We start from the raw sequence: 18,821 nt of genomic DNA, 5'->3' as shown, positions 1-18,821 counted from the left end.
TCTCGTTCGCGCCCGAGCGGACGAGGACTCGGCCGGTTCAGTCCTTGCCGGCGGCGCCGCCACCGGGTGGTTGCAGGCGCAGCACCCGGTCGTCGCTCGGTCCCGGGTCGCCGCCGGCCTTGTTGGCCGTGCCCAGCCACACCAGTCCGTCGGAAGCCAGGGTTGCGGTGGAGAACCGGCCGTAGGTGTCCTCCAGGACTTTGCTGGGCTGGCCGGTGAAGGTGCCGTCCGGTGCGGTGTGCAGCAGGTACAGCGCGGCCGCGTCCTGCAGGGCCACCACCACGGTGGACGGGTCGGCGGCGCACCCGGCCACCCCGGGCTGGTCCGGCCAGCTCCACGCGGGTTCGCCCAGGGGTTGGCCGAGCTGCACGCGGTAGAGCGCGTTCTGCTCGTCCCCCCGGTCGGTCACCCAGAAGCTGCCGAGGGCGGGGGTGCCGCACAGGCCGGTCGGATCGGTGAGCCCGGAGGCGATCACCGGGGAGTTGCGGTCGGGGTTCCCGGGGGCCGGGTTGCCGAACCCGTCGATGCGCAGCACCTTGCCGGCCAGCGAGCCGGGGTTGGCCGCTGCCGCCGGGTCACCGGCGTTCCCGGTGGCCACCAGCAGCGCCCCGGTGCCGTCGTCCAGCAGCGCCCCGGAGTTCCCGGAGGGGCCGCGCGGGATTCCGGTGAGCACCGGTTTCGGGCGGTCTCCCGGGGCGATCCGCACGATCCGGTTGTCCTGCGGGGTGGTGACGTAGGCGTAGATCAGCTCGTCTTCGTGGTAGCTGGGGGACAGCGCCAGCCCGGTGATCCCGCCACCGGCGGCGTCCACCGGCACCTGGGCGATCTCCACCGGTTCGGCGTTCGGCTGCACCTGCAGGATCCTGCCGGTCGAGCGTTCGGCGACCAGGGCGCTCTGCCCGTCGGGCAGCACTGCGATGGCCCCCACCGGGGCGAGGCAGGTGGCCACCACCGCCGGGTCCGGGTCGGTGCACCCGACCGGTTGCTGCGGTTCTTGCGGTCGGGGCGACCCGCTGGGCGGAGGTGGGGACTGGCCTTCGATCGAGGGCTCGGGACCGGCCTGCGCCTCCAAGGACGGCTGGTCCTCCCACTGGGCCGGATGTTCGTCCGGGAATTGTGCGCAGCCGGCCAGCAGCGCGCAGATCATGGTGCTCGCCGCCGCGGAACGCAGGTTCCAGTTGCGCCTGGCCGTCACGTTTCCCGAGAGTACTTGGTTCCTGTGAGGTCGAGGTGAACCTGGCGGCTCCGCAGCTGCGGCGGCGCTGCTCCGAATTGGTTAACCAGGTTGTTCAGTTGCGCTCGGTTGATATCGAAGTAGTCACGCGCTGGGCAACGTTTCCCGGAAAAGCGGTTCAGCGCCCCGCGGGCATCCCCTAGCCTCTGCCGGCGTGAGCATCCACGACGACCGCCCCAGCAGAGGGGGACAGGTCCCTCCCCCGGGAACGCAGCCCGGGGTGGGCCAGGGCCCGTCCACCCAGCAGTACAACTACTACGACGATGACGGCTACACCGCTGCGGAGTCGCTGTCCCCGCAGGATCTGCGGGAGGGACCGGGGTTCGGTGAGCTGCAGGAGCGCGCGTCGCTCGGTTGGAGCGCGAGCGCGGATCTCGGTCTGCTGGTCGTCCGGCTGGTGCTGGGCGGAGTTTTCCTGGCGCACGGCGCCCAGAAGTTGTTCGGCGTTCTCGGCGGCCCCGGGCCGGACGGGTTCGCCCGGATGCTCGCCGACCTGGGGTTCGAGCAGACGGAACTGCTCGCTCAGATCACCGGTGGCACCGAGGTGCTCGCCGGCGCGCTGCTGGTGCTCGGGTTGTTCACCCCGCTGGCCGCGGCCGGGATCCTCGGGGTGATGGGCAGTGCCGTGGTGCTCCACGCGGGCAACGGCTTCTTCCTGCCCAACGGGGTGGAGTACGAGGCGGTGCTGGCCGCGGTCGCTTTCGGGTTGATGTTCGCCGGGCCGGGCCGGGTGGCGTTGGACCGCGGTCGCGCGTGGTCGCGCCGTCCCGGGGTGTTCGGGGTGATCGGTCTGGTGCTGGCCGTGGTGGCGGCCGCGGTGGTGCTGGTGTTGCGCTGAGCTGGATGTCGCGGGAGAACGGGGCTTCCGGGGTGGACCCGGAAGCCCCGTTTCGCTGCGCCGGTCACTTGTTGACGTCGCGAACCGCGCCGTAGGAGGCCGAGGTGGCCAGCCGGGCGTAGGCGCGCAGGGCGGCCGAGACCGGGCGCTGCCGGTTCGCCGGCTGCCACGGGTGTTCGCTGGCTTCCATCTTGGCGCGGCGCTCGGCCAGCACCTCGTCGTCGACCAGCAGTTGGAGCTTGCGCTTCCGGACGTCGATGAGGATCTGGTCGCCGTTCTCGACCAGGCCGATGGTGCCGCCGTTGGCGGCTTCCGGTGAGATGTGGCCGACCGAGATGCCGGAGCTGCCGCCGGAGAACCGGCCGTCGGTGATCAGGGCGCACTTCTTGCCGAGTCCGGCGCCTTTGAGGAAGGCGGTGGGGTGCAGCATCTCCTGCATGCCCGGGCCGCCGGCGGGGCCTTCGTAGCGGACCACCAGGACTTCCCCGGGCTGGATCTCCTTGTTCAGGATGACCGAGACCGCTTCTTCCTGGCTTTCCACCACGCGGGCCGGTCCCTGGAAGCGCCACAGCTCCTCTTCCACCCCGGCGGTCTTGATCACCGCTCCGTCCTCGGCGAGGTTGCCGCGCAGCACGGCCAGGCCGCCGTCGGCGGTGTAGGCGTGCGCGACGTCCCGGATGCAGCCGTTCTCCGCGTCGGTGTCCAGGGAGGACCAGCGGTTGGTGGAGGAGAAGGCCTCCGTGGTGCGGACGCCGCCGGGTGCGGCGTGGAACAGCTCGATCGCTTCGTCGGACGGGGACTCACCGCGGATGTCCCATTTGGACAGCCACTCGGTGAGGTTGCTGCTGTGGATGGAGGTGACGTCCCGGTGCAGCAGGCCGGCCCGGTCCAACTCGCCCAGGATGGCGGGGATCCCGCCCGCCCGGTGCACGTCCTCCATGTGGTAGTCGGAGTTCGGGCTGACCTTGGACAGGCACGGCACTTTCCGGCTGATCCGCTCGATGTGCTCGAGCGTGAAGTCGATTTCGCCTTCCCGCGCCGCGGCGAGGGTGTGCAGCACCGTGTTGGTGGAGCCGCCCATCGCCATGTCCAGCGCCATCGCGTTCTCGAACGCCTTGGCGTTGGCGATCGAGCGCGGCAGCACCGACTCGTCGTCCTCCTCGTAGTAGCGCTTGGCCAACCGCACGATCGTGCGACCGGCTTCCTCGAACAGCTTCCGGCGGAAGGCGTGGGTGGCCAGTGTGGAACCGTTGCCCGGCAGGGCCAGGCCGAGGGCTTCGGTCAGGCAGTTCATCGAGTTGGCGGTGAACATGCCGGAGCAGGAACCGCAGGTGGGGCAGGCGGAACGTTCCACCTCGGTCAGCCCCGCCTCGTCGACCTGGGAGTTCGCGGAAGCCGAAATGGTGGTGATCAGGTCGGTGGGGGCGTGGGCGACCCCTTCCACCACGACGGCCTTGCCGGCCTCCATGGGGCCGCCGGAGACGAACACCACCGGGATGTTCAGCCGCATCGCCGCGTTGAGCATGCCCGGGGTGATCTTGTCGCAGTTGGAGATGCACACCAGCGCGTCGGCCTGGTGCGCGTTGACCATGTACTCGACCGAGTCGGCGATCAGTTCCCGGGAGGGGAGGGAGTAGAGCATGCCGCCGTGGCCCATCGCGATGCCGTCGTCGACCGCGATGGTGTGGAATTCGCGCGGCACGCCACCGGCTTCGCGGACCGCTTCGGCCACCACGTCGCCGAGGTCGCGCAGGTGCACGTGCCCCGGCACGAACTGGGTGTAGGAGTTGGCGATGGCCACGATCGGCTTGCCGAAGTCGCTGTCGGACATGCCGGTGGCCCGCCACAGCGCGCGGGCGCCGGCAGCGTTTCGTCCGTGTGTCGTGGTGCGTGAGCGCAGCTGGGGCATTTCAACCTCGGGTTCGTCTACAGCGCTTTGTGCGGGCTGCTCGCCGCGGCGGACGAATGCGGCGGCAGCGCCCGGCTTCCCGGTTCGTTCCGGCGGGCGGCGGGGGAAGTGCCTTGTGGGCGCCCCGTAGGTGCGGTGCGCTCGACATTACTCCTGCGGAATCGGGTTCGGAATCCGCCCGCCGCTCATCGCGGCCACTCGGGGGAGGTCGCGCACCCGCACGGCGGGGAGGGACACCTCCTCGCCGGAGTCCAGCACCGCCTTCAACCAGCGGCGCTCGTCCAGGCGCAGGGAGGTCACCTCGTCCCACGAGAAGGTGCTGCTGGTGAAGGTGTGGCGGACTTTGACCCGTTGTTGGCCGATGGTGGTGCGCACGCGCAGGATCCACACCGCCAGGGCCAGCGGGATGAGGTAGATGAGCAGTCCCAGCGGGCCGGTCGTGGTGGCCAGCGGGGTGGCGCACGCCGCGATGGCGAGTGCGGCGAGCAGGGTGACCGGGTTCATCCGGAAGGTCAGTTCTTCCGGCAGTTCCGGCGACCGCTGCTCGGGTTCGCCCTCGGTTCCGCCTTCCGCGGCAGGGGTGTTCTCCTCCGGCTGCTCCGCCGGTGTGCCCGGAGTCACCGCTTCGTCGGACCTGTGCTGCTCGTCCTGGTCGGAGGCGCCTTGCTCCGGCGTCTGCTGTGGCTCTGGCTCGCGGGTATCGCTCACCCTTCCTATGGTCTCACCAGGGCAAGTGCTGTCGACACCCACCGTGTTGTTCAGATGGTGGGAATGTTGTCTCGCGTAGTTGACGGGGTGGGCAGCGGTCCGTTAGCGTTCGAACCATGCTGCGACTGAACGACATTCTCGTACTTCCTTGGCGCGTCGACGCCTAAGGAAGTTCGCAGCGTCGACGCGCCAACCCTCGTTGGGCCTTTTGCCGGCCGACGAGGGTTTTTTCGTGTCCGGCCCATTTCCAACCCCGAGGCAGACCTGATGACCAGTGCCAACGCAAGGCAGAATCCGGTCCCAGCGCCACCGCCGGGACGTCGTCCCAAGCCCACTCCGCCCAGCGGAGCGCCGGTGAAGATGACCGGTGCGCAAGCCGTCGTGCGCTCCCTGGAGGAAGTCGGCTGCGAAATCGTCTTCGGAATCCCGGGCGGAACCATCCTCCCCTCGTACGACCCGCTGCTGGACTCGCAGAAGGTGCGCCACATCCTGGTCCGCCACGAGCAGGGTGCTGGCCACGCCGCGGTCGGCTACGCGCAGGCGACGGGGCGGGTCGGCGTGTGCATGGCCACATCCGGTCCGGGTGCGACGAACCTGGTGACCGCACTGGCCGACGCGCACATGGACTCGGTCCCGGTGGTCGCGATCACCGGCCAGCAGGCCACGTCGCTGATCGGGACCGACGCCTTCCAGGAAGCCGACATCTGCGGGATCACCCTTCCGGTGACCAAGCACAACTTCCTGGTGACCGATCCCGAGGACATCCCGCGGGTGCTCGCCGAGGCGTTCTACATCGCTTCCTCCGGTCGCCCCGGACCGGTGCTTGTGGACATTCCCAAGAACGTCCAGCAGGCCACGATGTCCTTCTCCTGGCCGCCGGAGATGAAGCTGCCCGGTTATCGGCCGACCACCAAGCCGCACGGCAAGCAGATCCGGGAAGCAGCTCGCCTGATGACCCAGTCGCACCGGCCGGTGTTCTACGTCGGCGGCGGGGTGATCAAGGCGGATGCGGCCGAGGAGCTCCGGGAACTCGCCGAGAAGACCGGCATTCCGGTGGTCACCACCCTGATGGCGCGCGGTGCGTTCCCCGACACGCACCCGCTGCACCTGGGGATGCCGGGCATGCACGGCACCGTCGCGGCGGTGGCCGCGATGCAGCGCGCTGACCTGCTGATCACGTTGGGCGCCCGGTTCGACGACCGGGTCACCGGGCAGCTGTCCTCGTTCGCCCCGCACGCCAAGGTCATCCACGCCGACATCGACCCGGCGGAGATCTCCAAGAACCGCTACGCCGACGTTCCGATCGTCGGCGACTGCAAGGAAGTGCTGCGGGAGCTGATCGGCGCGGTCGACGCGGCCCGCGAGGAGAACGGCACCGCGGACCTGGACGACTGGTGGGAGCAGCTGCGGGACTGGCGGGACCGCTACCCGCTGGGGTACCAGTGGCCGGCCGATGGCACTCTTTCGCCGCAGTACGTGGTGGAGCGCATCGGCAAGCTGGTCGGGCCGGACGCGGTTTACGTCGCCGGGGTCGGGCAGCACCAGATGTGGGCGGCGCAGTTCATCTCCTACGAGAAGCCGCGCACCTGGCTGAACTCCGGTGGTCTGGGCACGATGGGCTACGCCGTCCCGGCGGCGATGGGGGCCAAGGCGGCGCTGCCGGACACCGAGGTCTGGGCCATCGACGGCGACGGCTGCTTCCAGATGACCAACCAGGAGCTGGCCACCTGCGCCATCGAAGGAATTCCCATCAAGGTGGCCGTCATCAACAACGGCAACCTCGGTATGGTCCGGCAGTGGCAGAACCTGTTCTACGCCGAGCGCTACTCACATAGCGACCTCGGCACCCACAAGCACCGGATTCCGGACTTCAAGCTGTTGGCGGAGGCCTACGGCTGCGCGGGACTGCGGTGCGAGTCCAAACAGGACGTCGACAGCGTCATCAAGCGGGCTATGGAGATCAACGACCGACCGGTCGTGATCGACTTCGTGGTGGGGGAAGACGCGCAGGTCTGGCCGATGGTGGCCGCGGGTACGAGCAATGACGAGATCATGGCGGCGCGCGGAATCCGCCCGCTGTTCGAGGACGAGGGGTGAGCGCGTCGATGAGCCGGCACACGCTCAGCGTTCTGGTGGAAGACGTTCCAGGCGTCCTGGCCCGGGTCTCCGGGCTGTTCTCCCGGCGCAGCTTCAACATCGAGTCCCTGGCGGTGGGGCCGACCGAGCACCCGGACATCTCCCGGATGACCATCGTGGTGTCGGTGGGCGACCAGCCGCTGGAGCAGGTCACCAAGCAGCTCAACAAGCTGGTCAACGTGATCAAGATCGTTGAGCTGGAGCCGGACGCCTCGGTGCAGCGGGAGCTGCTGCTGGTCAAGGTGCGGGCCGACGCGTCGGTGCGCAGCCAGGTGTTGGAGACGGTCCAGCTGTTCCGCGCCAAGGTGGTCGACGTGTCACCCGAGGCGCTGACTGTCGAAGCCACCGGGACCAGGGACAAACTGGACGCGTTGCTGCGGATGCTGGAGCCGTACGGCATTCGCGAGCTGGTCCAGTCGGGCACGATCGCGATCGGCCGTGGCCCGCGTTCCATCACCGCTTCCGCAGTGCGCTGATCCGCGACCTGCGGGCAACCCGCCACAACGGGCCGACAACCGAAAAATTTCCGAAAGGAACCACGGAAACCATGGCAGCTGAAATCTTCTACGAGTCGGACGCCGATCTGGGCATCGTGCAGGGCCGCAAGGTCGCGATCATCGGTTACGGCAGCCAGGGCCACGCCCACGCCCTGAGCCTGCGGGACTCCGGTGTCGACGTCCGCATCGGTCTGCACGAGGGCTCCAAGTCCAAGGCCAAGGCCGAGGAAGAAGGCCTGCGGGTGCTGCCGACCGCTGAGGCGGTCGAGGAAGCCGACCTGATCATGATCCTGGCGCCCGACACCAAGCAGCGGGAGATCTACGCCAAGGAGGTCGCGCCGAACCTGAAGAAGGGCGACGCCCTGTTCTTCGGCCACGGCTTCAACATCCGCTACGGCCTCATCCAGCCGCCGGCCGACGTCGACGTCGCGATGGTGGCGCCGAAGGGGCCGGGGCACCTGGTCCGCCGGCAGTTCGTGGACGGCAAGGGCGTGCCGTGCCTGATCGCCGTCGAGCAGGACGCCACCGGCAACGCCCAGGCGCTGGCGCTGTCCTACGCCGCCGGCATCGGCGGTGCTCGCGCCGGTGTCATCAAGACCACCTTCAAGGAGGAGACCGAGACCGACCTGTTCGGTGAGCAGGCGGTGCTGTGCGGTGGCACCAGCGCCCTGGTGCAGACCGGCTTCGAGGTGCTGGTGGAGGCCGGCTACCAGCCGGAGATCGCCTACTTCGAGGTGCTGCACGAGCTGAAGCTGATCGTCGACCTGATGTGGGAGGGCGGCATCGCCGGCCAGCGCTACTCCTGCAGCGACACCGCCGAGTACGGCGACCTCACCCGCGGCCCGCGCGTCATCGACTCCCACGTCAAGGAGTCGATGCGCAAGATCCTGGGCGAGATCCAGGACGGCACCTTCGCCAAGGAGTGGGTGGCCGAGGACGAGGCCGGTCGTCCGAACTTCACCAAGCTGCAGGCCGAGGGCAACGCCCACCAGATCGAGGAGGTCGGCAAGAAGCTGCGCTCCTTGATGTCGTGGACCCAGAAGTGACCTGCTGAGCCGGCCGGCCCGGTGCGCCTCCGCGGCGCCCGGGCCGGCTGCTCTCTTCTCGTGAGTTGGCCGTCCCGGGCGGTTCAGCATTCGATGCGTGACGTTAGAGTGCTCTGCGTGTCCGAGCAGCGCGAGATCGCCGACGACAAGGCCCACGTCCGGGACCAGCTCGACTACTCGAAGGCCGAGTGGATCCCCAGCACCGACGATCCTGGCCAGCCCGGTGTGGAGATCGCTTTCCTGCAGGGCTACGTGTGCATGCGCAACGGCGCCGATCCGCAGGGGCCGGTCCTGGTGTTCACCCAGCGCGAGTGGGACGCCTTCGTGGCCGGCGCCAAGGACGGTGAGTTCGATGAGCCGTAGTCGCGCCCGCGCGCCCGTCCCGCAGTTTGGTCCCCCTACCGCACCTGCGCTGATCTGGGAGAATGGTTTCAGCAGAGGGCACGCCTCCCGGTGATCCGGGCTACACCTTTGTGAAGACTTTCTCAAACTCCCGTTAAACTGCCGAACCGTCCGGGCACAACGCCGTGCCGACCGTGATCCTTTCTACTGGAGCTCGCCCGTGACCAACGCAAGCCGTCCTGTCGTCCTGATCGCCGAGAAGCTGGCGCCGTCCGTGATCGAGGTCCTCGGAGACGAGGTGGAGATCCGCCATGTGGACGGCACCGACCGGTCGGCGCTGCTGGAGGCTGTAGCCGACGCCGACGCATTGCTGGTCCGTTCCGCGACCAAGGTTGATGCGGAGGTGCTGGCTGCGGCGAGCAAGCTGAAGGTGGTCGCCCGCGCCGGCGTCGGGTTGGACAACGTCGAGGTGCCGGCCGCCACCGAGCGCGGCGTGATGGTGGTCAACGCCCCCACCTCCAACATCGTCTCCGCTGCTGAGCACGCCGTGGCGCTGCTGCTGGCGGTCGCCCGCAACGTGGCTCGCGCGGACGCGAGCCTGCGCTCCGGGGAGTGGAAGCGCAGCGCTTTCACCGGGGTGGAGATCAACGGCAAGACCATCGGCATCGTCGGCCTGGGCAAGATCGGTCAGCTGGTCGCCCAGCGGCTGGCCGCGTTCGGCACCAAGCTGATCGCCTACGACCCCTACGTCTCCCCGGCCCGCGCCGCGCAGCTGGGCATCGAGCTGGTCAGCCTGGACCAGCTGCTGGAGCGCTCCGACGCGATCACCGTTCACCTGCCGAAGACCGCTGAGACGCTGGGCCTGATCGGCGCCGAGGAGCTGAAGAAGACCAAGCCGGGCGTGATCATCGTCAACGCCGCTCGCGGTGGGCTGATCGACGAGGACGCCCTGGTGGACGCGCTGCGCAGCGGCCACGTCGGCGGTGCGGGCATCGACGTCTTCAAGACCGAGCCGACCACGTCCAGCCCGCTGTTCGAACTGGACAACGTGGTGGTCACCCCGCACCTGGGCGCCTCGACCGCGGAGGCCCAGAACCGGGCTGGCACCGATGTGGCCAAGTCGGTCAAGTTGGCGCTGCGCGGCGACTTCGTGCCGGACGCGGTGAACGTGCAGGGCGGTGCCGTCGGCGAGGAGGTCCGCCCGTACCTGCCGCTGGCGCAGAAGCTCGGCCAGCTGTTGGCCGCGCTGCTGGCCGGCACCCCGAACTCGGTGACCGTGGAGGCCCGCGGTGAGCTGGCCGACGAGGACATCTCGGTGCTGCAGCTGGCCGCGCTGCGCGGGGTGTTCTCCGGTGCGGTGGAAAGCCAGGTGACGTTCGTCAACGCCCCGCAGCTGGCCGAGGAGCTGGGCGTCCAGGTCGAGGTGCAGTCCACTCCGGAAAGCCCCAACCACCGCAGCGTCGTGTCGGTGAAGGCCACGCTGCCGGACGGGCGCAGCGCGGTGGTCTCCGGTGCGCTGTCCGGCGCCGACCAGGTGGAGAAGCTGGTCGAGGTCAACGGCCGGCACTTCGACCTGCGCGCCGAGGGCACCGTGGTGCTGCTGGAGTACCCGGACCGCCCGGGTGTGATGGGCAAGGTCGGCACGCTGCTCGGCGAGGTCGGGGTGAACATCGAAGCGGCGATGGTCAGCCAGACCACCGAGCGTTCCGACGCCATCATGATGCTGCGTGTGGACCGTCCGGTGGAAGCCGGCGTGCTGGAGCCGATCGGGGCCGCCGTGGGTGCCCGGATCGTCCGGACCGTCAGCTTCGAGTGACGGTCCCGTTCGGGAACGGGCCGTCCCATGTGATGGGACGGCCCGTTTTCGTAGCAGGTGCGCGCTGTGGACAACCCATCAGTGTGTCCTGCATATCGGGATAGTTCAGCCGATTGGTGGGTCCACTGTGCAGGCGGGAGAACCGCTGCCGGTAGCCTCTGGCCCAACAGTTCGAGCCCCGCGGGTCGGGGTGGTTCTCGGGAGGTGTGTAGATGCGGCTCGCTGTGATCCCCGGTGACGGGATCGGGCCGGAGGTGATTGCCGAGGCCCTGAAGGTCCTCGGTGAGGTTGTCCCGGATACCGAGATCACTCGATACGACCTGGGAGCCGCTCGCTGGCATGCGACTGGGGAGCTCTTGCCGGAGTCGGTTCTGACCGAGCTCCGCCAGCAAGACGCGATTTTGCTCGGTGCGGTGGGCGACCCCTCGGTCCCCAGTGGAATCCTGGAACGCGGCCTGCTGCTGCGGCTGCGGTTCGAACTCGACCACCACGTCAACTTGCGGCCGGCCCGGTTGTACCCCGGGGTGAAGAGCCCGGTGAACAACCCCGGTGAGATCGACATGGTGGTGGTCCGGGAAGGAACCGAGGGTCCCTACGCCGGCAACGGTGGTCTGCTGCGCAAGGACACCCCGCACGAGATCGCCACCGAGGTCAGCATCAACACCGCGTTCGGGATCGAGCGGGTGGTGCGGGACGCGTTCGCCCGCGCGGCCGCGCGTCCGCGCAAGCACCTGACCCTGGTGCACAAGACCAACGTGCTCACCCACGCCGGTTCGCTGTGGTCCCGCGTGGTGGAAGAGGTTTCCCTGCAGTACCCGGACGTGACCGTGGCGTACCAGCACGTGGACGCCACCACCATCCACATGGTCACCGACCCGGGCCGGTTCGACGTGATCGTCACCGACAACCTGTTCGGCGACATCATCACGGACCTGGCCGGGGCCATCACCGGTGGGATCGGGTTGGCGGCCAGCGGCAACATCGACGCGACCCGGCGCAACCCGAGCATGTTCGAGCCGGTGCACGGCAGTGCTCCGGACATCGCCGGGCAGGGCAAGGCGGACCCGACCGCCGCGGTGCTGTCGGTGGCGTTGCTGCTGGACCACGTGGGGATGAGCGAGGCGGCCAAGCGGGTCGAGGCCGCGGTGGCCTTCGACCTGGCGACCCGGGACCACTCGGCCCCGGGGAGCACCCAGGCGATCGGGGACCGGCTCGCCGCGCTGGTCTCCTCGCGCGAGGTCGCGCAGCAGTCCTGAGCGGCTTGGTCGTGACGGGGCGCCTCCGCACGCGGAGGTGCCCCGTTCCCATTTCCGCGCCCGTCTCACCCGATGGGACGGTGGGGCCCACTTGTTGGCACGGGATCCGATTGTGGCAGCATACGGACGTGGCCTTCCGCAGCGTGATCATTATTGGGCAGCGCGTCGGGTAAGACTCCGCAAACCCGGCGCGCCGACCTCTCGCACCTCGCGGGGGGTCTTCTTTTTTGCCCGCTGACCGCTCGCGGGGACGGTCACCGCAAGCTCCACCGACATCGACGGGAGAGACCAGTGACTCGCACCACCCCGGCTGGAACCCCTCTGCGCGACGAATTCCACGTCTACGACACGACCCTGCGCGACGGTGCGCAGCGGGAGGGCATTTCGTACTCCGTCACCGACAAGCTGGCGGTCGCCCGCCTGCTCGACTCGCTCGGGGTCGGTTTCATCGAGGGTGGCTGGCCGGGTGCGCTGCCGAAGGACACCGAGTTCTTCCGCCGCGCCGCCGAGGGCGAGCTGGAGCTGCAGCACGCCGTGCTGACCGCGTTCGGCTCCACCCGGCGGGCCGGTGTGAAGGTCCAGGAGGACCAGCAGGTGCAGGCGCTGCTGGATTCGCAGGCCCCGGTGGTGACCCTGGTCGCCAAGTCGGACCGCCGGCACATCGAGCGGGCGCTGCGCACCGACGTGGCGGAGAACTGCAGCATGGTGGCCGACACCGTCCGCTACCTGGTGGGGGAAGGCCGGCGGGTCTTCCTGGACGCCGAGCACTTCTTCGACGGGTACGCCTTCGACCCGGACACCTCGCTGCGGGTGCTGGAGGCGGCGGTGGAAGCCGGCGCCGACGTGGTCGTCCTGTGCGACACCAACGGCGGCCAGCTGCCGCTGCAGCTGGCCGAGACCGTCGGTGAGGTCATCTCCCGAACCGGCTTCCGGGTGGGCATCCACTGCCAGGACGACACCGCTTGCGCGGTGGCCAACAGCATCGCCGCGGTGCAGGCCGGCGCCACGCACGTGCAGTGCACCGCCAACGGCTACGGGGAGCGGGCCGGGAACGCCGACCTGTTCGCGGTCATCGGGAACTTGGCGACCAAGCTGAACATGCCGGTGCTGCCGGAGGGCAAGCTCGGCGAGCTCACCCGCACCTCGCACGCGCTGGCCGAGATCGCCAACCTGGCATCGGACACCCACCAGCCCTACGTCGGGCACTCGGCGTTCGCCCACAAGGCCGGGCTGCACGCCAGTGCGATCAAAGTGGATCCCGAGCTGTACAACCACATCGATCCGTCTGTGGTCGGCAACGACATGCGGGTGCTGGTGACCGAGATGGCGGGCCGGGCCAGCCTGGAGCTCAAGGGGGCGGACTTCGGTCTGGACCTGACCAGCGCTCCGGACGCGTTGACGTCCGCGGTGCACCGGGTCAAGGAGCTGGAGGCGACCGGATGGTCGTTCGAGGCCGCGGACGCCTCGCTGGAGCTGCTGCTGCGCCGGGAACTGGCCGAAGTGGACGCCGGCGAGCCGGTCGACGCCCCGTTCCAGTTGGAGTCCTACCGGGTGGTGCTGGACCACCGGCCGGACGGCGCGGTCGTTTCCGAGGCGACGGTCAAGGTGCACGTGGCCGGGGAGCGGGTCATCGCCACCGCGGAGGGCAACGGTCCGGTCAACGCGCTGGACGGGGCGCTGCGCAAAGCGCTGGTGCCCTACCTGCCGTGGCTGGAGAGCGTGCAGCTGGCGGACTACAAGGTCCGCATCCTCACCGGTGAATCGGGCACCGACGCGGTGACCCGGGTGCTGATCAACACCGCCGGCCGGGACGCGGAGTGGACCACGGTCGGGGTGCACGGCAACATCGTGGAGGCCAGTTGGCTGGCGCTGTGCGACGCACTGGCCTACGCCTCGCTGCAGCGGACGGCCGCCGAGTGGAGCTGACGGCCGCGGGAGCGCCCGGTGCTCCGGGTACGCTGGTCTGAGGTCTGATGTGGAGGCGTCCTGCCGGTGCAGGGCGCCTTTCCGGTCAACAACGGTCAATCCGGAGGTCGTCTTGCGCCTGGCACGTGTCGCTCACTCCGAAGGGGTGTCCTTCGTCGCCTTGGAGCCCGATCCGTCCTCACCGGAGGAGAAGGTGCTGGCGGTGGAGATCGACCAGCACCCGTTCGGTGAGCCGACCTTCACCGGGCGCCGTTGGCCGATGGCCGACGTCCGGCTGCTCGCTCCGATCCTGCCGACGAAGATCATCTGCGTCGGCAAGAACTACGCCGAGCACGCCCGGGAGATGGGGAGCGAGCCGCCGGAGAACCCGGTCATCTTCCTCAAGCCGTCGACCTCGGTGATCGGCCCGCACGCGCCGATCAAGCTGCCGCCGAACTCCGAGCGGGTGGACTACGAGGGCGAGCTCGCGGTGGTCATCGGCCAGCCGTGCAAGGACGTCCCGGAGGCTCGAGCCACCGATGTGGTGCGGGGGTACACGATCGCCAACGACGTGACCGCCCGGGACCAGCAGAAGGCGGACGGCCAGTGGACGCGGGCGAAGAGCTACGACACCTTCTGCCCGCTGGGGCCGTGGATCGACACCACCGTCGACCCGTCCGATCTGGCGATCCGCACCGAACTGGACGGCGAGGTCAAACAGGACTCCCGCACCTCGCTGCTGATCCACGACGTCTCGGCGCTGGTGTCCTGGGTGTCGCGGATCATGACGCTGCTGCCCGGTGACGTGATCCTGACCGGCACCCCGGCCGGGGTGGGGCCGATGCAGGAGGGGCAGAAGGTGTCGGTGTCCATCGACGGGCTCGGCACGCTGACCAATCCGGTGCAGAAGGCCTGACCGTCCGCCACTACCGCAGGGCTCCGGCCGGCGGGCGTTCGCGGAACGCGCCGTAGGCGATCAGGTACGGCGGGAGCCGCCGCAGCCACGGCAGCCGGGCGAGCTCGCGCACCAGCCACGGCGGTGTCGCGGTGGCGAGGTCGATCTCCCCGCGCAGCGCGGGACCGACGACCCGGTCGTGGGCCATCCGCTGCAGTTGCTGGACCAGGACGGTGGCCGGCCAGCGACGGCGCTGCACGGCGGCCACGTGCCGGCGTTCCAGTCGTCCGGTGCGCAGCGGTTCGGCCAGCAGCCGGGCCGCTGCCACCGCGTCCTGGACGGCGAGGTTGATGCCGATGCCGCCGACGGGGGACATGGCGTGGGCGGCGTCGCCGATGGCCAGCAGGCCGGGGACGTGCCAGCGCTGCAGCCGGTTCAAGGTGACGTGCAGCAGTTTCACGTCGTCCCAGTCGGTCACCAGTTCGCGTCCGTCGCCCAGCCACGGGATGTTCTCGATCAGGGTCTTGTTGAGCTCGTCGACCGGCCGGGCGCGGTCCGCGGCGTCCGTCCCCTTCGGGATGATCCACGCCATCTGGTAGTAGTCGCCGCGGTCGATGAGGATGTTGAACGCCCCTTCGCGGATCAGAGCGACACCGCCGGACGGGTCGTGCGGTCGGCGCGGGAGCCGGAACCAGCGCACGTCCATCGGGGTGGGGAAGTCCCGCAGCTGCAGTTCGGGAATCCGCCGCACCAGGGAGTGCCGTCCGTCGCAGGCGATGGTGATGGTGGCCCGCAGTTCTCCGGTCCCACCGCTGCTGGTGCGGTAGCGGACGCCGTTGATCCGCCCGTTCTCCCGGATGAACCCGGTGACTTCGGTGTTCATCCGCAGTTCGAACGAAGGCTCGGTGGCCGCTTCGTCGGCGAGCAGGTCCAGGAAGTCCCACTGCGGGACCATGCTGATGTAGTTGTGCTTGATCTTCAGCTGGGTGAAGTCGCCCAGGGTGAGCAGTTCCCCGTCGGGGCCGACGAGGCCTTGCAGCCGTTCGATCTTCCGCTGCGGCAGTTGTGCGAACCGCTCGGCCAGCCCCAGTTCGTCCAGCAGGTCCAAGGTCGTGGGGTGCACCGTGTCCCCGCGGAAGTCCCGCAGGAAGTCGCCGTGCTTCTCCAGCACGGTCACCGGTACTCCGCAGCGCGCCAGCAGCAATCCGAGCACCATGCCGGCCGGGCCGCCCCCGACCACGCAGCACGTCGTCCGCTCCATCGCAACTCCAATTCAACGTGCGTTGAATAATTCCAGCCTCCCTCCGGAGGACGCGCCCGTCAACCCTCGTGCCCCACTGGCTAGGCTGGATGTGTTATGAGCACGCCAGAAGCTGCAGCAGAAACGAAGCCGGTCCGGGTCCGGTTCTGCCCGTCGCCGACCGGCACCCCGCACGTCGGCCTGATCCGCACCGCTCTGTTCAACTGGGCCTTCGCCCGCCACCACGGGGGCACCCTGGTGTTCCGCATCGAAGACACCGATGCCAGCCGGGACACCGAGGAGTCCTACCAGGCCATCCTCGACGCCCTGAGGTGGCTCGGCCTGGACTGGGACGAGGGGCCGGAAGTCGGCGGGCCGCACGGTCCGTACCGGCAGAGCGAGCGCCGGGACATCTACACCGACATCGCCCAGCGGCTGCTGGAAGCCGGCGAGCTCTACGAATCCTTCTCCACCGCCGAGGAGATCGAGGCCCGGCACCGGGAGGCCGGCCGGGACCCCAAGCTCGGCTACGACAACTACGACCGGGACCTCACCGAGGAGCAGAAGGAGGCGTTCCGGGCGGAGGGGCGCAAGCCGGTGCTGCGGCTGCGCATGCCCGACCGGGACATCACGTTCACCGACCTGGTCCGCGGTGAGATCACCTTCAAGGCCGGCAGCGTGCCGGACCCGGTGCTGGTGCGGGCCAACGGCTACCCGCTCTACACCCTGACCAACCCGGTCGACGACGCCCTCATGCAGATCACCCACGTGCTGCGCGGGGAGGACCTGCTGTCCTCCACGCCGCGGCAGATCGCCCTCTACGAAGCGCTGCAGCGCATCGGCGTCACCGACTTCACCCCGGAATTCGCCCACTTGCCCTTCGTGATGGGCGAGGGCAACAAGAAGCTGTCCAAGCGGGACCCGAAGTCCAACCTGTTCCACCACCGCGAGCGCGGTTTCCTCCCCGAGGGACTGCTGAACTACCTCGGGCTGCTCGGTTGGTCGATCGCCGACGACCGGGACGTGTTCACCCTCGACGAAATGGTGGAGGCCTTCGACATCAGCCGGGTCAGCGCCAACCCGGCGCGCTTCGACCAGAAGAAGGCGGAGGCGATCAACGCCGCGCACCTGCGCGCGCTGGCGCCGGACGACTTCGTCGAGCGGGTGGTGCCCTACCTGATCCAGGGCGGCGTGCTGCCGGCCGAGCCGTCCAAGGACCAGCTGGCGATCGTCCGCGCGGCCGCCCCGCTGGTGCAGGAGCGCCTGGTGGTGCTCTCGGACGCGGTCGGCATGATGGGCTTCCTGTTCGCCGGCGAGGATTTCGCCCCGGAGCCCGCCTCGGCCGAGAAGGCGTTGGGCGAAGGCGCCGAGCCGGTGCTGCGCGCGGCGATCGAGGCGCTGGAGGCCATTCCCGCGTGGACGGCCGGCAACATCGAACGGGCGCTCAAGGAATCCGTCGTGGAGGGCCTGGGGATCAAGCCGCGCAAGGCGTTCGCGCCGGTGCGGGTGGCGGTCACCGGGCGGACGGTTTCGCCGCCGCTGTACGAGTCGATGGAGTTGCTCGGCCGCGAGGTCTCCCTGCGCCGGCTGCGCAACGCGCTCGGATGACACCGGGTCGTCCCGCGATTTCGTTCGTGCGGGCGGGGTTCGCTCTGCGGGAGCGGCCCCGCCCGTTGCTCTTCCGCGCCGAGGACCGGCCGCAGAGGACGGGAGTGGCGTACGCAACCGCGTTGTCCGCGAAGGATCACCGCGTTGGCCGAATCGGATGCGACCGGTGAACGCCTAATCTCTCTGGGTGACATCCGCGCTAGAGCAATCGAGTAGTTACAAACCCGGACGGATCAAGGCCGTTTGTCTCGACATCGACGACACTCTGCTGGACAGCGAGGGGGCGTCCCGGCGAGGTCTTCGGGCGCTGGTCGGCAATGAGCGGGCCTGGCCGGTGTGGAAAGCGATCACGGACGAACACTACGCGCGGTTCGTCGCCGGCCGGATCGACTACGAGAGCATGTGCGTCGAACGCACGCGGGCTTTCTTCGCCGCGTTCGGGCAGCAGTTGAGCGCCGCGGAGGCGGTTCGGCGGGAAACCGCCCGGATGGCGGCCGTGCAGCGCTCCTGGTGCCTGTTCGGCGACGCCTGGCCGTGCTTGGAGTGGTTGCGGGCGACCGGGCTGCGGACAGCGGTGATCACGAACGCGCCGAGCGCGTACCAGCGGGGCAAGATCGCCGCGCTGGGGCTCGCCGATGCTTTCGACGCGGTCCTCATTTCCGAGGAAGTGGGGTTCGCCAAACCGGACCCGCGGATTTTCGCGGCAGCCTGCGCTGCGTTGGATGTCTCGCCCGAGGAAGTGGTCCACGTGGGGGACCGCTTGGAAACCGATGCGCTGGGGGCTGCTCGGGCCGGTCTGCACGGGGTGTGGCTGGACCGCAAGCGGCGCGGTGGGCTTTCCGAGCCCGGGGTTCCGGTTATTCGGAACCTTTATGAACTCACCGAACTGCTGGTGTGCGACGTCACAATATCCGAGCTTCCCGGGCTTGTTGGGCTGACTGGCTAGTCGCAGCTTTGCTCCGGACCGCTGTATCCGTGTTGACCAGGTAAAACAGCAAAACCCCACCCCCTTTTCACCCCCCGGGGAAGATGGGCTATATTTGTATCAGCACGGCGGACAGCGGTCCGGAAGCAAGCCCCCGAGAGGGGGTGGGCGGAAAGCCGCTGGAAGCTCGTTGCGATGGGGTATGGTGTAATTGGCAGCACGACTGATTCTGGTTCAGTTAGTCTAGGTTCGAGTCCTGGTACCCCAGCGAGTAGATCTAGCTCTGAATCTCTCCTTACTTGGCCCCGTCGTCTAGCGGCCTAGGACGCCGCCCTCTCAAGGCGGTAGCGCGGGTTCAAATCCCGTCGGGGCTACGTGCCATTAAGCCGGCGCACATTTCATGTGCGCCGGCTTTCTTTTTCGCGCAATTCCTCACCGTGGCATTGCCCACGGTTTTGTTTTCCCG

General features: G+C 68.9%; 15 protein-coding genes and 2 tRNA genes. 13 read left to right on the top strand and 4 right to left on the bottom strand.

The genetic code is table 11. The annotated features are described in order from the left end of the window. Window positions 1–37 precede the first annotated feature (37 nt). Complete coding sequence (locus tag SREC43747_RS0108920; protein ID WP_306413772.1) at window positions 38–1,195, bottom strand: PQQ-dependent sugar dehydrogenase; 1,158 nt, start codon at window positions 1,193–1,195, stop codon at window positions 38–40. Window positions 1,196–1,388: 193 nt separating this feature from the next. Here SREC43747_RS0108920 and SREC43747_RS0108915 point away from each other — a divergent pair, with 193 nt between their 5' ends. Continuing rightward, window positions 1,389–2,072, top strand: a complete 684-nt coding sequence (locus SREC43747_RS0108915; protein ID WP_081722495.1) for a DoxX family protein — start codon at window positions 1,389–1,391, stop codon at window positions 2,070–2,072. 64 nt (window positions 2,073–2,136) lie between these two features. On the opposite strand, the gene ilvD is transcribed toward SREC43747_RS0108915, so the two are convergent. Beyond that, window positions 2,137–3,981, bottom strand: a complete 1,845-nt coding sequence (ilvD, locus tag SREC43747_RS0108910) for a dihydroxy-acid dehydratase (protein ID WP_029720843.1) — start codon at window positions 3,979–3,981, stop codon at window positions 2,137–2,139. Between the two features lie 147 nt (window positions 3,982–4,128). Further along, on the bottom strand, window positions 4,129–4,689 hold the full coding sequence (locus tag SREC43747_RS20230; protein ID WP_051387895.1) for a PH domain-containing protein: 561 nt from the start codon (window positions 4,687–4,689) through the stop codon (window positions 4,129–4,131). A gap of 267 nt (window positions 4,690–4,956) precedes the next feature. Between SREC43747_RS20230 and SREC43747_RS0108900 the strand changes: the two genes are divergently transcribed. The 8 genes from SREC43747_RS0108900 to SREC43747_RS0108865 all read left to right on the top strand — a co-directional run bounded on the left by SREC43747_RS0108900 (window position 4,957) and on the right by SREC43747_RS0108865 (window position 14,603). Continuing rightward, on the top strand, window positions 4,957–6,786 hold the full coding sequence (locus tag SREC43747_RS0108900; protein ID WP_037331646.1) for an acetolactate synthase large subunit: 1,830 nt from the start codon (window positions 4,957–4,959) through the stop codon (window positions 6,784–6,786). A gap of 8 nt (window positions 6,787–6,794) precedes the next feature. After that, window positions 6,795–7,301 carry an acetolactate synthase small subunit gene (gene ilvN / locus SREC43747_RS0108895; protein ID WP_029720840.1) on the top strand — a complete coding sequence of 169 codons (507 nt, stop codon included), beginning with the start codon at window positions 6,795–6,797 and terminating at the stop codon, window positions 7,299–7,301. Between the two features lie 71 nt (window positions 7,302–7,372). Further along, a complete protein-coding gene (ilvC, locus tag SREC43747_RS0108890; protein ID WP_029720839.1) occupies window positions 7,373–8,368 on the top strand; it encodes a ketol-acid reductoisomerase in 996 nt (331 codons plus the stop codon). A gap of 117 nt (window positions 8,369–8,485) precedes the next feature. After that, window positions 8,486–8,731: a DUF397 domain-containing protein gene (locus tag SREC43747_RS0108885; RefSeq protein ID WP_029720838.1), complete on the top strand. Its 246-nt coding sequence runs from the start codon at window positions 8,486–8,488 to the stop codon at window positions 8,729–8,731. Between the two features lie 199 nt (window positions 8,732–8,930). Then, window positions 8,931–10,526, top strand: coding sequence for a phosphoglycerate dehydrogenase (serA, locus tag SREC43747_RS0108880; RefSeq protein ID WP_029720836.1), 1,596 nt, complete (start codon window positions 8,931–8,933; stop codon window positions 10,524–10,526). A gap of 212 nt (window positions 10,527–10,738) precedes the next feature. Beyond that, on the top strand, window positions 10,739–11,782 hold the full coding sequence (locus SREC43747_RS0108875; RefSeq protein ID WP_029720834.1) for a 3-isopropylmalate dehydrogenase: 1,044 nt from the start codon (window positions 10,739–10,741) through the stop codon (window positions 11,780–11,782). A 291-nt stretch (window positions 11,783–12,073) separates the two neighbouring features. After that, window positions 12,074–13,708 (top strand): citramalate synthase, encoded by a 1,635-nt coding sequence (cimA, locus tag SREC43747_RS0108870; protein WP_029720833.1) that lies wholly within the window; start codon window positions 12,074–12,076, stop codon window positions 13,706–13,708. Window positions 13,709–13,820: 112 nt separating this feature from the next. Continuing rightward, the gene (locus SREC43747_RS0108865) at window positions 13,821–14,603 is read left to right on the top strand and encodes a fumarylacetoacetate hydrolase family protein (RefSeq protein WP_029720832.1); all 783 of its coding nucleotides are present in this window, start codon (window positions 13,821–13,823) and stop codon (window positions 14,601–14,603) included. 10 nt (window positions 14,604–14,613) lie between these two features. On the opposite strand, the gene SREC43747_RS0108860 is transcribed toward SREC43747_RS0108865, so the two are convergent. Beyond that, the gene (locus tag SREC43747_RS0108860) at window positions 14,614–15,843 is read right to left on the bottom strand and encodes an FAD-dependent oxidoreductase (protein ID WP_029720830.1); all 1,230 of its coding nucleotides are present in this window, start codon (window positions 15,841–15,843) and stop codon (window positions 14,614–14,616) included. Between the two features lie 96 nt (window positions 15,844–15,939). Here SREC43747_RS0108860 and gltX point away from each other — a divergent pair, with 96 nt between their 5' ends. The 4 genes from gltX (at window position 15,940) to SREC43747_RS0108840 (ending at window position 18,729) form a co-directional block, all read left to right on the top strand. Then, window positions 15,940–17,430 (top strand): glutamate--tRNA ligase, encoded by a 1,491-nt coding sequence (gene gltX / locus SREC43747_RS0108855; RefSeq protein ID WP_029720829.1) that lies wholly within the window; start codon window positions 15,940–15,942, stop codon window positions 17,428–17,430. A gap of 187 nt (window positions 17,431–17,617) precedes the next feature. Further along, entirely contained in the window at window positions 17,618–18,376 is a 759-nt protein-coding gene (locus SREC43747_RS0108850; RefSeq protein ID WP_081722493.1) for an HAD family hydrolase, read from the top strand. A 175-nt stretch (window positions 18,377–18,551) separates the two neighbouring features. Next, window positions 18,552–18,623, top strand: a tRNA-Gln gene (locus SREC43747_RS0108845). Between the two features lie 33 nt (window positions 18,624–18,656). Further along, window positions 18,657–18,729 (top strand) — tRNA-Glu (locus tag SREC43747_RS0108840). Window positions 18,730–18,821 lie beyond the last annotated feature (92 nt).

Source organism: Saccharopolyspora rectivirgula DSM 43747 (genome assembly GCF_000497205.1).
Classification (GTDB): Bacteria; Actinomycetota; Actinomycetes; order Mycobacteriales; family Pseudonocardiaceae; genus Saccharopolyspora; species Saccharopolyspora rectivirgula.
This window is presented reverse-complemented; position numbering and strand designations above follow the sequence as displayed.

Bases quoted from the DNA above. Each gene is read 5' to 3' on its own strand.
- ilvD (WP_029720843.1), bottom strand. From the start codon at position 3,981: ATGCCCCAGCTGCGCTCACGCACCACGACACACGGACGAAACGCTGCC.
- SREC43747_RS0108900 (WP_037331646.1), top strand. From the start codon at position 4,957: ATGACCAGTGCCAACGCAAGGCAGAATCCGGTCCCAGCGCCACCGCCG.
- ilvN (WP_029720840.1), top strand. From the start codon at position 6,795: ATGAGCCGGCACACGCTCAGCGTTCTGGTGGAAGACGTTCCAGGCGTC.
- ilvC (WP_029720839.1), top strand. From the start codon at position 7,373: ATGGCAGCTGAAATCTTCTACGAGTCGGACGCCGATCTGGGCATCGTG.
- SREC43747_RS0108875 (WP_029720834.1), top strand. From the start codon at position 10,739: ATGCGGCTCGCTGTGATCCCCGGTGACGGGATCGGGCCGGAGGTGATT.
- SREC43747_RS0108860 (WP_029720830.1), bottom strand. From the start codon at position 15,843: ATGGAGCGGACGACGTGCTGCGTGGTCGGGGGCGGCCCGGCCGGCATG.
- gltX (WP_029720829.1), top strand. From the start codon at position 15,940: ATGAGCACGCCAGAAGCTGCAGCAGAAACGAAGCCGGTCCGGGTCCGG.